The organism is Sorangium sp. So ce590 (assembly GCF_051521365.1).
GTDB lineage: Bacteria > Myxococcota_A > Polyangia > Polyangiales > Polyangiaceae > Sorangium.
Genome location: NZ_CP150346.1, coordinates 3,611,504 through 3,626,006, shown reverse-complemented (window position 1 = coordinate 3,626,006; position 14,503 = coordinate 3,611,504). Strand labels below are relative to the sequence as shown.

11 protein-coding genes are annotated in these 14,503 nt (G+C 70.9%); 4 read left to right on the top strand and 7 right to left on the bottom strand.

All coding sequences use genetic code 11. The annotated features are described in order from the left end of the window. Positions 1–41 precede the first annotated feature (41 nt). The gene (locus tag WMF28_RS13785; RefSeq protein WP_437602656.1) at positions 42–2,009 is read left to right on the top strand and encodes a thrombospondin type 3 repeat-containing protein; all 1,968 of its coding nucleotides are present in this window, start codon (positions 42–44) and stop codon (positions 2,007–2,009) included. 183 nt (positions 2,010–2,192) lie between these two features. On the opposite strand, the gene WMF28_RS13780 is transcribed toward WMF28_RS13785, so the two are convergent. Genes WMF28_RS13780 through WMF28_RS13770 form a run of 3 tightly spaced genes read right to left on the bottom strand, consistent with a single transcriptional unit; the run spans position 2,193 to position 5,811 of the window. Next, positions 2,193–3,095 (bottom strand): hypothetical protein, encoded by a 903-nt coding sequence (locus WMF28_RS13780; protein ID WP_437602655.1) that lies wholly within the window; start codon positions 3,093–3,095, stop codon positions 2,193–2,195. Continuing rightward, the gene (locus WMF28_RS13775; protein ID WP_437602654.1) at positions 3,092–4,195 is read right to left on the bottom strand and encodes a PEGA domain-containing protein; all 1,104 of its coding nucleotides are present in this window, start codon (positions 4,193–4,195) and stop codon (positions 3,092–3,094) included. The genes WMF28_RS13780 and WMF28_RS13775 overlap by 4 nt, the downstream gene beginning before the upstream one ends. Beyond that, a complete protein-coding gene (locus WMF28_RS13770; RefSeq protein WP_437602653.1) occupies positions 4,192–5,811 on the bottom strand; it encodes a serine/threonine-protein kinase in 1,620 nt (539 codons plus the stop codon). The genes WMF28_RS13775 and WMF28_RS13770 overlap by 4 nt, the downstream gene beginning before the upstream one ends. Before the next feature lie 270 nt (positions 5,812–6,081). Here WMF28_RS13770 and hisB point away from each other — a divergent pair, with 270 nt between their 5' ends. Together hisB and hisH are read left to right on the top strand one after the other, a co-directional pair. Beyond that, complete coding sequence (hisB, locus tag WMF28_RS13765) at positions 6,082–6,669, top strand: imidazoleglycerol-phosphate dehydratase HisB (RefSeq protein ID WP_437602652.1); 588 nt, start codon at positions 6,082–6,084, stop codon at positions 6,667–6,669. 3 nt (positions 6,670–6,672) lie between these two features. Further along, on the top strand, positions 6,673–7,344 hold the full coding sequence (gene hisH, locus WMF28_RS13760) for an imidazole glycerol phosphate synthase subunit HisH (protein WP_437602651.1): 672 nt from the start codon (positions 6,673–6,675) through the stop codon (positions 7,342–7,344). 21 nt (positions 7,345–7,365) lie between these two features. Here the strand turns inward: hisH and WMF28_RS13755 are convergent, their stop codons facing one another. Next, positions 7,366–8,259, bottom strand: coding sequence for a sensor histidine kinase (locus tag WMF28_RS13755; protein ID WP_437602650.1), 894 nt, complete (start codon positions 8,257–8,259; stop codon positions 7,366–7,368). A 366-nt stretch (positions 8,260–8,625) separates the two neighbouring features. Here WMF28_RS13755 and WMF28_RS13750 point away from each other — a divergent pair, with 366 nt between their 5' ends. After that, a complete protein-coding gene (locus WMF28_RS13750; RefSeq protein WP_437602649.1) occupies positions 8,626–9,102 on the top strand; it encodes a pyridoxamine 5'-phosphate oxidase family protein in 477 nt (158 codons plus the stop codon). Positions 9,103–9,149: 47 nt separating this feature from the next. On the opposite strand, the gene WMF28_RS13745 is transcribed toward WMF28_RS13750, so the two are convergent. The 3 genes from WMF28_RS13745 to WMF28_RS13735 form a co-directional block, all read right to left on the bottom strand. Beyond that, the gene (locus WMF28_RS13745; RefSeq protein ID WP_437602648.1) at positions 9,150–9,965 is read right to left on the bottom strand and encodes a Cof-type HAD-IIB family hydrolase; all 816 of its coding nucleotides are present in this window, start codon (positions 9,963–9,965) and stop codon (positions 9,150–9,152) included. Between the two features lie 172 nt (positions 9,966–10,137). Beyond that, positions 10,138–11,022: a PP2C family protein-serine/threonine phosphatase gene (locus tag WMF28_RS13740; protein WP_437602647.1), complete on the bottom strand. Its 885-nt coding sequence runs from the start codon at positions 11,020–11,022 to the stop codon at positions 10,138–10,140. Between the two features lie 395 nt (positions 11,023–11,417). After that, on the bottom strand, positions 11,418–13,946 hold the full coding sequence (locus WMF28_RS13735; RefSeq protein WP_437602646.1) for a penicillin acylase family protein: 2,529 nt from the start codon (positions 13,944–13,946) through the stop codon (positions 11,418–11,420). Positions 13,947–14,503 lie beyond the last annotated feature (557 nt).

Genomic DNA, 14,503 nt, shown 5'->3' with positions numbered 1-14,503 from the left:
TCGTGCCGCGAGACGGGCACCCGGGGAGCAGAAGAGAGAGAATGAAGCGAATCGTCATGGCCACAGGGCTCGGCGTCACGCTGGCGCTCGTGGCTGCCCCGCGGAGCGCGGCGGCGCAGTGTGGTGCCTCGGGCCTCATTCAGGAGCTCGTGGATGGCCTCACCTTCGTGTGGGATGTCGGGACGGACGGGGTGGTCAACAACGGGACCATCGACGCCTTCGACACCGGCATGATGCTGCGGGTGGACGGGGCGAGGTTCCCTCCCTCGACCCGGGTGGCGGAGATGGACGGGAGGCAGCTCGCCCACGGGCCGGTGCTCCTCGGCCGCCTCGAGGTCACCAGGAAGGTGTACGTGCCCACCGACGAAGGGTGGGCGCGGTTCCTGGAGATCCTCCACAACCCCACCGCCTCCGAGCTGCCGGCGGTCGTGCGGATCGAGACGAACGTCGGCTCCGATAACGACACAACGATCACGCAGTCGCACAGCGGAGATCTGGAGTTCACCCCGGTGGACCGGTGGCTCGCCACGGACGACGTCGACGCGGGCGCGGATCCGAGCCTCCATTTCAATTTCTACGGGCCTTCGGCGGCGATCGCGCCGGGGAGCGTCGGGATGACCACCGACAACTGCGCGACAACGCAGGGGCCCACGGTCGAGTTCGCCCTCTCGGTGCCGCCCAGGGGGACGCGGATCCTCATGCACTTCGGCGGGCAGCACGCGAGCCAGGCCGACGCGCACGCGACCGCGATCCGCCTCGATGCCCTCCCGGCGAGGGCGCTGCTCGGGATGACGGCGGCCGAACAGGCCAGCGTGGTCAACTGGGACCTCAACGGCGACGCTGACGGCGACGGCGCGAACGACGACGGCGACAACTGCCCGTCGGTGCCGAACTCCGACCAGACCGACACGGACAATGACGGACTGGGCGACGCGTGCGACGACGACGACGACAACGACGCCTTGGGCGACAAGGCCGACAATTGCCCGTCGGTGCCGAACTCCGACCAGACCGACACGGACAACGACGGACTGGGCGACGCGTGCGACGACGACGACGACAACGACGGCGCGCTCGACGGCGCCGACAACTGCCCTCTCGTCCCCAACCCCGATCAGGCCGACATCGACGGCGACGGCGCAGGCGACGCCTGCGACGCGAGCGCGCTCGACAGGGATGACGACGGTGTGGAGGACGGCGCAGACAATTGCCTCTCGACCCCCAACCCCGACCAGGCCGACATCGACGGCGACGGCGACGGGGATGCGTGCGACGGCGACGATGACAACGACGGCGTGCCCGACGGCGCCGACAACTGCCCACTGTCGGCGAACCCGAGCCAGAGCGACACCGACGGCGACGGCCAGGGTGACCGGTGCGATGACGACGACGACAACGACGGCGCGCTCGACGGCGCCGACAACTGCCCGGTCGTGTCGAACAGCGGGCAGGAGGACGAGAACAGCGACGGCGTGGGCGACGCGTGCGACTGCGACGCGCCGCCGAAGCCCGACGGCACGCCCTGCGACGACGGCAACCCCTGCACCCTGGCCGATGCTTGCGACGACGGTATCTGCAGGGGCGGCGAGCCGCTCGCGTGCGCGCCCTCCGGGAACGCCTGCACCTCCGCGCAGTGCCATCCAAGCTACGGCGAGTGCGCGCTGTTCCCGAACGAGGGCGCCCGCTGCCCCGGCGGCACCTGCGTGGCCGGCGGCTGCGTGCCCGACGATGCCAGCAGCGGGGGCGGCGCTGGCGGGGGCGGCGGTGACAACGGCGGCGGCGGCGCTGGCGGCGATGCGGGTGCCGGCGGCGCTGGCGTCGGCGGCGGTGACAACGGCGGCGGCGGCGCTGGCGTCGGCGGCGCGGCTTCCCGGCCCGGTGGCGGCGCGCCGCGGGCGCACGGCAACGGCTGCGGCCTCGCGGTGCGCGCCGACGCGTCGGCGATCTCGGCTGCGGTGTGGCTCGCCGCTGCGGCGCTCCTCGCCGGGTGGCGGCGACGGCGGGGGTGATCCACCGCGCCGCCGTCGCGCGGCCCGCCCATCGCCGCCGCCGCGCGGCCCGCCCATCGCCGCCGTCGCGCGGCTCGCCCACCTAGCCGCGGTGATGCGCTGGCGGGGTGGGAGCGCGAAGACGAGCGTTCGCCCTCGATGCTGACGCTGCCGGGCGCGATCCCGGCAGCGATGTGCCCTTCGTCAGGGCTCCTCCGACCCCGACGCGAGCCACGGCCCGCACGTCGGCAGCCCCGAGGTCTTTTGGGCGCAGTCCGTCGCCGGCGCCGTCAACACGGCCGCGATCTTGCCGCTCGCCATCTGCTTGCACACCTCCGGCGGCAGCTGGATGCGCCCGTCTTCCTCCACCCGGAAGCCGTCGTCGCTGGCGGCGTCGAGCGCCACCAGGCAACGGTGGTCGTCGCCCTCGCCGTCGCATATGCCGTCGCCACCGACGGTCTCCAGCGCCACGTTCCGTGGAGCCCCGCCGTCGCCCACGATCGTGCAAGCCGCCGCGTCGACCTCCGCCGCCGTTGCCTTCTGGAAGCAGGCCGTCACGTCGAAGCAGTCCCCGCTCCCGCCGCCGTAGACGTCGCCGTACGAATAGTCAGGCAGCGTGCTCGAGTCGACCTTGTTCGACACGCACGCCCCCGCGACGCAGGTCTGCTCGTCGCCGCAGAGCGTGTTCTCGACGTCGTTCCCCGCGCTCTTCCCTGAGCCGTCGCAGAGAAAGTCGAGCGGTAGGGAGAGCAACGCGACGCGATTCTTCGGGATCGTCGTGACCGCCTCACGCACGATGCGCACCGAGCCAAGCGCGTCCTTGACGCGCGCGCTGACCCTGATCCGGATGGATTCACCCCCGCTGTCCGAGGAGTAGAACCCGATTGTCGCCGGGAGCTGCGCGTCGGCATCGGACTCGCCAAGCCGCAGGTAGGCTTGATTGAACCCGCCTCCGCCGCTCTTGAACACCTGGACCTGAAGGACGTCGAAGTCCTTGGGAAGGGCGAGATCCGTCGAGATGGCGACGACGATCTCGTCCGGCGAAGAACACCCCCCGCACGCGAGCGCGAGGAGCGCGGCGAGGACCAACCGGCGGCCGCGGATCATCGGCCTCCTCCGAAGGGGATCGCGAACGAGGCGCCGCCCCGCGCGGACAGGGCGACCGAGCCGGGCGACAGGTTGCCGTCGACCGGCGGCTCCGCTGCGAAGACGCCCAGGCCGACCAGGAGCGCGCCCGTGAGCACGGCCGCGCCGCCGCCGATCCAGATCCAGCGCTCGATGTTGCTTTCCTTGGGCTTCGGCACCAGCGAGACCTGCACGCGGCGTGTCTGGTTATCGTGGATCATGACCTCGGACTGGTGCGACACCATGTCGGACGCCGTGACGCGGAGCGCGTGGCCGCCGCTCGGCACCGGCCCGTCGTAGCTGCCGCGACCGACCACGCGGCCGTCGATGGAGATGACGGCGTTCGGCGGCGCCGCGACGATGAGCCGCCCCTGGTGGACCTCCCGCTCGAGCGTGGCCTTCACCGTGACCACGTCGCCGCCCGCCACCGGCTGGGAGACCTCGACGTCCTTGAAGCCCTTCTTGGTCACCCGGATCTTCCGGGTGCCGACGTCGAGCAGCACGGGCTCGCGCAGCGGGGTCCGGCCGACCTCCTCGCCGTCGACGAAGACGGCTGCGCCCGCCTCGCTGACCTGGAGGTCGAGGCGGCTCACGTAGGCCTTCGTCGCCTCGATGAGCGCCGCCGCGTCCTTGCGATCCTGCTCCGTGAGCTGCGGGCCGGCCTCCTGGAGGAGCTTCTCGACCGTTCCGAGCAGGCGCGCGTAGCGCTTGAGGTTCTTCTGGCAGAGGGCGACGTTCCAGAGCAGCCGCGGGTCGCGGGAGAGCTCGTGGGCGCGCTCGAACTTGATGATGGCGTTGCGGTAGTCGCCGTCGTTGAAGAGGATCCGCGCGGCCTCATACTCGGCCTTGGCCTCCCCCGTGAGGGTCTCGGACAGCGGCCCCTGGGCAGCAGGAGCGCTCGCGGCGGGCGCGCCGGCGGCCGGCGCAGGCTGGGCCGCGGCGGGCGCGCCGGCGGCCGGCGCAGGCTGGGCCGCGGCGGGCGCTAGCCCCGCCAGCACGGCGCCGCCGAGCGCGAGCGCGGCACAGACGCGCGCGCTCTTGCGGCTCCGCGGCGGGAGTCGTTCGCTTCCAGGCCAATTCATCTGGGCTTACCTTTGTCGTTCAGCACATCGAAGATGCTGGGGCTGTCGTTCCCCTGTGACGCGGTCGTGGTCGACGCGGCCGAGGGCGCCGCTGTCGAGGCCGGTGGGGCCGAAGGCACCGCGGAGGCCCTCGGTCGAGGCGCCGGGGGGGTGGACGTCGTGGGCGCCTTCGCGGTCGCCGTCGTCGGTGTCCGGGCGCTCGACGACGGCGCCGGCGCCGTTGTCGCCACCGCGGTCGTCGTCGGCGCCGGGGTGGCGACCGTGGCCACGGCGGAGACCTCCAGAGGAGGGACCGGCGGGGGCGGCACGGACGTCGTCGCGGGCGGCGGTGGCTCGGCGGAGGTGGTCGCGGCCAGCGGATCGATCACAGGATCCCCCGCGTCGCCCCGGAACGTGACGAAGCGCAGGACCCCGCCGATCACCGCCGCGACGCCCACCCCGGCAATCGCTAGCACCACGCCGCTCCGCCTGCGGCCAGCCGACGCGGGGCTCGTGGCCGTCCAGCCGGGAGCCGAGCCCACCGGGCCGGCCGTGTGGCCGACCGCGGCGCCTGACGTCGCGCCGGCGGGCGGCGCGCTGGACCGCCCCTGCGCCGTCGCCGCGGGCACGCCGCTCACGCGCTCCTGCGTCGTCGGCCAGGGGGGAACGCTCATCCGATCGCGCGCCGAGCTCGCCCGGTCGCGCCAGCTGACCGCGGGCACGAGCCCCAGCGTCCGCTCGATCCGCTCCAGCGACGCCAGCGCGAGCGGAGGGCCGAAATCGACGATGGCGCCCGCAAGCTCGGCGACGGACTTGAAGCGCTTCGCGACGTCCCTCTCGAGGCAGTGCAGGATCGCCGCCTCCAGGCCCGGCGGCAGGTCGCGCCGGAAGGTGCTCGGGGACGGCGGCGCCTCGGTGTTGATCATCAGGATGAGCTCGGACAGCGAGGTCGCGTCGAAGGGCACCCGCGCCGTGAGCAGCTGATAAAGGATGGCGCCGAGCGACCAGATGTCCGCGCGCGCGTCCACCGAGCGCGCCGAGCGCATCTGCTCCGGCGCCATGTAGAGCGGCGAGCCGAGCACCATCGCCGTCTTCGTCAGCCCGAGCTCGGGCTCGGCCCCGGCCGCGGACGACTCGGCGAGCGCCTTGGAGATGCCGAAATCGAGCACCTTCACCATGCCGCTGCCGTCCGCTCCGCGCGTGAGGAAGAGGTTCGCCGGCTTGAGATCGCGGTGGATGATGCCGGCCGCGTGCGCTTCGGCGATGGCCTCGCAGGCCTCGAGCACGTAGCCCACGGCCTCCTCCAGCTCGAGCGGGCCGCGCTGCCGCAGCGTCTCCTGCAGGTCGCTCCCCTCCAGGTACTCCATCACCATGAACGGCGCGCCGGTCTCGAGCGTCCCGACGTCGAGCACGCGCGCGACGTGCTCGCTCTTCAGGCGCACCGCCGCGCGCGCCTCGCGCACGAAGCGCTCCACCATCTCGGCGTTGGCGCCGGGGTGGAGCATCTTGATGGCGACCCGCTGGTGGAGCTGCTCGTGCAAGGCGGCGACGACGACGCCCATGCCCCCTTGCCCGAGGATGCGCTCGACCCGGTATTTCCCCGACAGAACTTGACCTTCGGCAACCGGTGCGCTCACGGACACTCCTGCGTTGGTGCGGCCTTCAGGGCGCCACCACCGCCACGTTATCCAGAGGGCCACCTTATTCCATCCACCGCTTTCGTCCAAGGCCTCGCCTCGGCCGTTCAGGCCACGTCAGGCCACGTCAGGCCACGCCAGAGGCCGCCCGCCACGCTCGGTCGCCGTGCTGCCGGCCGTGCGCTGGACCGAGGCGGGGCGGGGCAAGCCGGGCGGCCGGCTCATCCGTGGTGCTCCCCATCGTCGCCCGGGGCGACTACCCTACGCGCCATGCCCCGCATCGCCAAAGTCGAGCGCAAGACGCGCGAGACGGACATCCGCATCGAGATCGATCTCGACGGCCAGGGCCGCTCGTCGATCAGGACGCCGCTCCCCTTCCTCACGCACATGCTCGATCAGATCGCCCGCCACGGCCTGTTTGACCTCACCATCCACGCCGAGGGCGACATCGAGATCGATGGCCACCACACCACCGAGGACTGCGGCATCACCCTGGGCACGGCCGTGCAGCAGGCGCTCGGCGACAAGGCGGGCATCGCGCGCTACGGCGAGGCGACGCTCCCCATGGACGAGGCGCTCGCGCAGTGCGCGCTGGACCTCTCCGGCAGGCCGTACTTCGTCTGGCGCGTGCCGCTGCCCAAGGCGAAGCTCGGCACGTGGGACGTCGAGCTCGCCCCCGTGTTCTTCGAGGGCTTCGCGCGCGGCGTCGGCGCGAACCTGCACGTCCGCCTCATCGAGGGGGACAACCTGCACCACATCGTCGAGATCTGCTTCAAATCGTTCGCCAAGGCGCTGATGAAGGCGACCCGCATCGAGCCCCGCGTCGCCGGCATTCCGTCCACCAAGGGGAGCCTCTGAGCCATGCAATCGATCGCGCTCGTCGACTTCGGGATGGGCAACCTGCGCTCCGTGGAGCGGGCGCTCCTCCAGGCCGCCGGGGACGCCGGCGAGCCGTGCGCGGTCACGCGCACGGGCGATCCGGAGGTCATCGCGCGGGCCGACAAGGTGGTGGTGCCAGGCCAGGGCGCCTTCCGCGACTGCGCGGCCGCGCTGCAGAGCGGCATCGGCGAGGCGCTGCGCGAGCAGATCCGGAAGGGGGCGCCGTACCTCGGCATCTGCCTCGGCATGCAGGCCCTCTTCGACTCGAGCGAGGAGGCGGCGGGCGCGCGGGGGCTCGGCGTGTTCCCCGGCATCGTCAAGCGCCTCACGCCGGAGCCGGGCGCGGCCGAGGCGGCGGCCGGCGAGCCCTGGGCCGGGATCAAGATCCCCCACATGGGGTGGAACCGCATCGCGATCACGCGCGACGTGGAGGGCCCGCTCGGCGTGTTCGCTGGCGAGCGCCCGTTCGTCTACTTCGTCCACAGCTACCACGCCGTCCCGCTCGACCCGGCGCTGGTGGCGGCGACGACGGAGCACGGCCCGCACCGGATCACCGCGGCGATCGAGCGGGACAACGTGACCGCGACGCAGTTCCACCCCGAGAAGAGCCAGGAGACGGGCCTGCGCCTGCTCGTCCGCTTCCTGAACGGGTGAGCCGACCGCGGCGCTGACCTGTCACGGGTGCGGGCGCTGCGCCCGGTGGTACAGGTGCTTGACGTGCGCGAGCTTGAGGTGCGCGCTCAGGGGCAGCTCGGACGGCCGCCGGGCAAGGCCGCGCCGTGAGGGGTGCGCTCGGCCCGCGCGCCCCTCGCGCTCCGGTGACCGCGGCGCGAGGGGGAGATCGACGACGAACACCGCGCCCCGGCCGAGCTCGCTCTCCACGCGGATCGCCCCGCCGTGCGCGCGCGCCGCGGCGTGCGCGATGTAGAGGCCGAGCCCCAGGCCGCCGAAGCGATCCGGGACCGCCCGCTCGAATCGCGCGAAGATCCGCTCCTGGTCCTCCCTCGCGATCCCCATGCCGTGATCGCGCACGATGAGCCGCGCCCGCGCGCGCGTCGCGCGCACCTCGATCGAGATCGGCTTGCCCTCACCGAAGGTGATCGCGTTCTTGATCAAGTGGAACGCCATGCGCTCGATCTGGGACCGGTCCCAGCGGCCGATCACCGCGCCCTCGGCCGCGACCGCGATGGCGCCGCGCGCGGCCGGCCGATGCGAGACCGCCGCCGCCACCACATCGCGGACGAGCACGACGAGATCGACCAGCTCGCGGGCCGGCGCGCGCCGGGCCGGATCGGCGCGCCGGACCTGGAGCATGTCGTCGCACAGCCTGGCGAGCCGGCCGAGCTGCCGGTCGAAGACGGCCAGCATCGCCGCCGCCCACGCCGGGGTGTTCTCCGGCTCCCGTTCGCTCATCCGCTTCGTCAGCTGGAGCTGCAGGAGGAGCGAGGTGACAGGCGTCCTGATCTCGTGCGCGGCGAGCACGAGGAAGTCCTCCCGGAGCCGGGCGGTGTCTTCCCGGATCGGCACGGTGGGGACGCGGTCGTCGAGGTTGTCGCAAAGCGCGGTCATGGCAGAGCCTGCTGGCGGAGTTCGGTCACGATCACGCAAAGCATGGTTCGTGCCGCTCACGGCTGTTCGCGGATCGGCACTTCCGGCGGCAGAACAGGGCCACTTCTGCCGGGCGGACGCGCGTCGCGGCGTCGCACCGCGCTGCCAACTGCGCAAAACCTCGCGGCGTGAGCCGCCTGGACGGTCAGGCCGAGCGCGGCGCTTCGGGCGGCTCCGGAGCGCCGCCGGGCCGCGGCGCAGGCGGGTCCGGGCGCGCCCTTGCTTGCGGGCCAGGGCCCGCGGAGCAGCTTTGTCCGCATGCAACACCAGAGCGGAGAGCAACACCAGAGTGGAGAGCCAGGAGCCAGGGCTCAGGCCCGCGGATCCATGGGTGAGCTGCACGCGCTGCTCAGGGAGTTCGAGACGGCCATGCTCGTCACCATGACCCCGGAGGGGCTGATGCGGGGTCGGCCGATGGAGATCCAGGAGCCGGCCGAGCTGATGGACTGCGATCTCTGGTTCGTGACGCAGGAGGAGACGGCGAAGACCGGCGAGATCGCCCGGGAGCAGCAGGTGGCGGTCTGCTGCTACCGGCCGCGGGATCGGGCGTACATCTCGATCTCGGCGCGCGCGACGATCGACAGGAACGAGGAGAAGATCCGGAGCCTCTGGAAGCCCTCGTGGAAGGCGTGGCTGCCGGACGGCCCCGCTCACCCTCACGCCGCGATCCTGAGGCTGATCGTGGAGCGCGCCGAGTACTGGGAGCCCGAGGGCGGGCGGCTCCGGATCCTGTACGAGAAGGCCAAGGCGCTCGTTCAGAGAAAGCCGGCGAACGACAAGCTGAATCCGCCGAAGCACATCTGAGCGCCGCGCCTGCCGCAGCGGCCGGCTCTCCCGCGCGTCCGCCCGATCTAGCGCGCCGGAGCCGCCCCGAAGATGCGGCTGAGCGCGTCGGTGAGGGAGCTGTCGTCGTTGCTGCCGACGACCAGCTCGGCCACCTGCTTGAGCGCCTGCGGGCCGTGACCCATCGCGATCGGAAGACCGCAGGCCTTCAGCATGGGAATGTCGTTCTCGCCGTCGCCGACAGCGACCATCTCCCGCGCGGACAGCCCTCGCCCCTCGGCGATGAACGCGAGCGCGCGCCCCTTGTCTATCCGGCTGCGCGTCACCTCGATGTAGTTGTCCTTCGAACGCGCTACCGCGATGCCGTCGTCGAGCGCCGCGAGCTCCTCCGCGAGCCGAGCGTTATCGCAGTGCCCTTCGTCGGTGATCATCAGGAGCTTCTCGGTCACGGGGCGGCTCGCGAAGCCGGCATCGACCGTGGGCGCGAAGCCGACGATGTCGGCCTCGGCCCTGACGCGCCTGTCCGCTGCCTGAACGATCCAGTCGAAGCCGGCGTAGAGGTTCAGGCTGACCCGCTCGTCCCGTCCATAGCGCGCCAGGATCTGCTCGACGGTGCCCTCCGGCAGGGGCGAGCGGTCGAGGATTCTCCTGCCGGAGCTGAAGACGAAGGCGCCGTTCAGCGCCGCCCACGGGCCTTGCAGCTCCAGGCTGTCGGCGATCTGCTCCACGGAGCGAGGGGGGCGCGAGCTGATCAGCGTGAGCAGGAGCCCCCTCCCCGTCAACGCCGAGCACAGCGATCGCGCCTCGGGTGAGACCGAATGGTCGGACCGCAGCAGGGTCCCGTCCAGATCGAAGGCAACGCCGCGAAAGCTTCCTGGCACCATGCGCGCTCTCCTGTCCTTCCTCTCGCCAGTACCACAGCCGAGCGCACGCGCCCGAGCTCTCCGGAGGTCGTTCGCCGCGCGCGGTGGAGAGATGACGAGCTCCGCGGTGAGGCGCGCGCGGGTGGACCGGGGCTCTGAGCTGGGAGCTCGGCGGAGCCGGCGTGGCTCGACGTCAGGCCTTCTCTCTCGGATTGAACTCGGTGACCGTGTGAAGCGTCTGGGCCACCTTCTCGCCGCTCCTCGGCGGCGTGAGCCCTTCTCCATGCAGCTCGGCGACGATGGCGGTGATGTTGTCCTCCCCGCCGCGCTCGCTCGCCAGCGCGACGAGCCTCTGGCATGCGGCCTCGATCGACGGGCCCCTCTCGATCACGGCGAGCATGTCGCCGGCCGAGAGCTTGTTCGAGAGTCCATCCGAGCAGAGCAGGAGGCGATCGTCGCGCCGCAGCTCGAGCCGGGCGACGCTGGCCTTGACGTCGGGATCGAGCCCCATCGCCTGGAGCAGCATGCTCCTCATCGGGTGCTGCTCGGCCTCCTCGGGTTGAATCATCCCTGCGTCGATGAGCGCCTGCACGAAGCTCTGATCGTGCGTGATCTGGAGGATCTGTCCGTTGCGAATCAGGTAGGCGCGCGAGTCGCCCACCTCGGCGACGTGCGCCTCGATCCCGTGCACGCATATCGCGGTGAGCGTCGCTCCCATGCCCTGGCGGCCCGGCTGCTGCGAGGCTTGCCACACCTCGCGATTGGCTCGCTGTACAGCCAGGAGGGTCGCTTCGTCCCAGTTGCCGCGCGCCGTGGCCATCGCCCGTCGAAGCGCCTCCACGACCAGGGCGCTCGCGACCTCGCCGGCCGCCGCGCCGCCCATGCCGTCGGAGACGGCGAGCAGGACGGGGTAGGAGGCTTCAAAGGTAACCGCTTGGGCAGGCGGCGCGGTCTTGGCGACCGATGAGAGGTGCGCGATGAGGAGCGTGTCCTCGTTGTTCTCGCGAACCCGCCCCAGGTCGGTGATCCCGCAAGCTCTCACCGTGATGTCCCCGGCTCCCCGTGTCGTTGCTGTCATGTGATGTCTCCTGTTTCGTTGTTTCCACCCATGAACCGACCTTTAGACAGGGCGGGAGCGCACAAACCGTAATACCGAATACATCTCATGTCGCTTGGAGTTCCCGTATGCCGGGAGCGCGTCGCGGATCGCCGCCATCGCTGCTCGTCTGGTACGACGGCGGGCCACGTCAAGCAGGACCTGGCGACCTGATCGGCGGGGGCTGACGCGGGTTCGGTGGGCAGCGGTGTGCCCCGGGTTGACCTGTCGGCTGCCGGCAGTCCGCCTCGGGGCGGGTCCTCGACTCACGTTGAGGTCCGCGCGGCGGGTGGCGGTCGGTGGCGGGCGGCGGCGGGTGGCGAGTCGCGGTCAGGGTCGGTGAGTCGCAGTCAGGTCGGCCGTCAGCGGCGGTCGACTCAGGGGATCGCTGCGGACGTGAACGGCATCGGGAAGATCTGCCCCGCCCTCCACGCCTCGGCATGATCCGCGTAATGGGACGTCCGCGGATCCCCGCTGATGCCCGTGCTCATCACCCCGAGCGAGCCGTCGAGCGGCGCGAGGTTCCAGATCAGCCGCGTCGCGCTGAGCGAGTCCTGATCGAGCGCGGCTCGCACTCCGCCTGCGTCCTCGAACTCGCCAGGCGGGAGCGCCAGGATCCCGACCTTCCCGAACCACCCGCCGATGTTCACCGTCTCCACGTCGCCGGTCGCCGGGAAGGTGCCGATGTCGAAGCGCGGGTCCTCGCCCGCGAGCGGATGGTTGTAGGTCAGCTCGTGGATCCCGCCCCAGGTCCACGCGCTCACGTCCGACCCCAGGGCCCCGCGGAGCATCGCGTCCGCCTCGCCGAGCGCCGTACGCACGGCCTCATCCCGGGCGACCCCCGGATCCACGCCCTCGCTGATGCCGAAATAGGGCGCGCGCGGGTTCTCGAGCACGTCCATCAATCCGTTCAGCTGATTCGTGAGGAACACGTTGGACGCGAAGTACGCGTACTCATCGGGACCGATCACGCCCCTCACCGTGTTGCGCAACAGGATCAAGGTGAGCATCTCGTAGACGGCCGCGCCGCGGCTGCTCGCCGCCGCATTTCCATCCCACTGTTGCAGGGCCTCCACCGCCGCGAGGGCGCTCGGATCGTCCCCGGGCAGCCCGACGCGCCCGAGCGCAGCCAGGTAGCTGTCGCGCAGCGGCAGTCCGATCGTGGTCTGCGTGTCGAGCTGGATCGACGCCATGTCCTGCGGCGTGAGCGGCTGCGTCGCCGTGGTCAACCGGGTCATGATCCGCTGAGCGCGCCAGGGCATGTCCCAATAGTTGGCGAGGTGCACCGTCCGCCCCTGCGGCGCGTAGCTGCGCGGGACCATCCGGTTGTTCGCCGTCACCAGGATATGCGACGGCGGATCGTAGACCGAGGGCAACTCGGCGTTCGTAGCGTACCCGGTCCACTCGTGTCCACCCGTCCCCGGCACCGGATAGAGCGCGTTCAGCGGGCTCTCACGCTGCGGCGCGAGACCCGAGTTCTGGTAGCCGATGTGGCCGTGGGCGCCCGTGTAGTCCGCGAAGATGAAGTTCCAGCCGATGCTCTGCTTCAGCGCCGCCGCCTTGAACTGCGGCCAGCTCTGCGCCGCCGGCATCTCGAAGAAGCCGTCGACCTTCCACTGAGATTGCCCCGCGGTCGACTTGAGCGCGAGGGTGCCGAACGCCTCCAGCCCATCCAGGCCGTCGTTGAGGACCGGCCCGTGGGGCGTCGAGCGGAACGTCCGCTGCACATCCGGCTGCCCCTTCACGCGGATGGTCTCGACGCGCCTCTTGACCGGCTTCCACTGGCCGTTGATGAGCACCTCCTCGCCTCCTCCGCTCGCCGCGCGGAGCGTCTCCACGTACAGATCGACGCTGTCGAAGAGCGAATACGTCGGCACCCAGGCGATGTGCTCGGTGTGGCCGCTGATGAACCCGGGGAACCCGGGCATCATCCAGCCCGCCACGTTGTACTGACCGCTCACCTTGAGCTGGGCCATGTAGACGGCGGACGGGGTCGCGTGGGGGAAGTGCGGATCGGTCGCGAGGAGGGGCTTTCCGGTCGAGGTGAGGTGCCCGTCGACGGCCCACGCATTGCTCGCGCGTCCGCTCGCAGGCGTCATTCGCAGGAGCTGCTGCGAGAGCTGACGCGACCCCTCGAGGCAAGACGGCGGCGGCGGGTCGACGATGGTCGCGACCGGCGCGGTCGGGCCGGGCGGCACGAGGAACTGCGAGACCGGATTCAGGTTGCCCTGCGCGTCGAACATCGACACCCCGTCCGCAGCCTCCTTGATCAGCGTCGTCGCGACCTCCGTGCCCGCGATGGAGGCCACCGCCGCGCGCTCCAGCTTGGTGAACCACGTCAGGGTGTCGAACGTGACACCCACATAGATGTAGGCCAGGACGCTGTCCTGGGGCGTCCAAGGAGCCGGCTCATAGCCGAGGGTCTGGAACTCGATCGGCAGGCCGCCGCTCGATGTCTTGGCCACGGAGATGTACTTGTTCACGCCCTCGGCGCATCCCTGCAACACGCGCTTCGTCCGCGTGGCCGCCGCTGCATAGCGCGCCGCCGCGAACGCGGGCAGGTCCTGCGCGCGGACGAGGAGATCCTGGCCGAGAATGCTGTCGTCGTCCCCGGGCCCGTAGATCTCCGCGAGGCGCCCCTGAGCGCTCCGGCGCAGCACGTCCATCTGGAAGAGCCGGTCGCGCGCCATCGCATAGCAAAGGCCGGCATAACCTGCCTTCTCGTCCCACGCGGTGACGTGCGACATCCCCCGATCGTCCACGCGGATGTACGCCGCGTCGAGCCCACCGATCTGAACCGCGGTTTCCTTCGCCGCGGTTTGCTCTGTCAACACCTGTTCATCCTGGGCCACGCTGCACGCGGCAGCAGACAGCAGGAATGCCACGCCGGTCATTCGCTTGATCATGCCGATCTCCTTCTGCTGGCCCTCTCGCAGGGCCGCAATTTGCAGGTCACGTGCGCCACGCTCACCCCGAGTCGCGGCCGCGTCCCATGGGAGTGCGCGGCGCGCGACTGTCAGTACAAAATGCCGCCCGAAACAAACCAGGCGAATTGCAGAGTGATCGCTGACAAGCAGCGGACAAGACGAACGGGCGCGCCTCCTACGTTGCTTTCATACGCACGAGATAAGCGGATAGGAACTAACCAATGCAGCTCGGAAGTCAAGTTATTCGTCATCTGCGTCTCTTATACAGCCATGCTGTACACCGGCGATCACAGACGCCCTCTCAAGCGATCTGGTTTGCCTGGCTGCACACGGGCGGCGCACGGACTGCCCGTAAAAGCAGCAACCTAGCACTCAGCTGACATGCGCGCCACGCGGCGCGGGGCCTGAGCTGGATTCCGACGGTCGGGTGGTCGGGTGGTCAGGCGTCCAGGCGTCCAGACGTCCAGGCATCTAGTCAGAGCGCTGATCTCCCCGTCAGGACCCTTCGGGCTCCGGCGAAGACATCGAGAGAGAGA

Excerpts from the sequence above, each read along its gene's own strand:
- WMF28_RS13785 (WP_437602656.1), top strand. The coding sequence starts at position 42 with ATGAAGCGAATCGTCATGGCCACAGGGCTCGGCGTCACGCTGGCGCTC.
- WMF28_RS13780 (WP_437602655.1), bottom strand. The coding sequence starts at position 3,095 with ATGATCCGCGGCCGCCGGTTGGTCCTCGCCGCGCTCCTCGCGCTCGCG.
- WMF28_RS13775 (WP_437602654.1), bottom strand. The coding sequence starts at position 4,195 with ATGAATTGGCCTGGAAGCGAACGACTCCCGCCGCGGAGCCGCAAGAGC.
- hisB (WP_437602652.1), top strand. The coding sequence starts at position 6,082 with ATGCCCCGCATCGCCAAAGTCGAGCGCAAGACGCGCGAGACGGACATC.
- hisH (WP_437602651.1), top strand. The coding sequence starts at position 6,673 with ATGCAATCGATCGCGCTCGTCGACTTCGGGATGGGCAACCTGCGCTCC.
- WMF28_RS13755 (WP_437602650.1), bottom strand. The coding sequence starts at position 8,259 with ATGACCGCGCTTTGCGACAACCTCGACGACCGCGTCCCCACCGTGCCG.
- WMF28_RS13750 (WP_437602649.1), top strand. The coding sequence starts at position 8,626 with ATGGGTGAGCTGCACGCGCTGCTCAGGGAGTTCGAGACGGCCATGCTC.
- WMF28_RS13745 (WP_437602648.1), bottom strand. The coding sequence starts at position 9,965 with ATGGTGCCAGGAAGCTTTCGCGGCGTTGCCTTCGATCTGGACGGGACC.
- WMF28_RS13740 (WP_437602647.1), bottom strand. The coding sequence starts at position 11,022 with ATGACAGCAACGACACGGGGAGCCGGGGACATCACGGTGAGAGCTTGC.
- WMF28_RS13735 (WP_437602646.1), bottom strand. The coding sequence starts at position 13,946 with ATGATCAAGCGAATGACCGGCGTGGCATTCCTGCTGTCTGCTGCCGCG.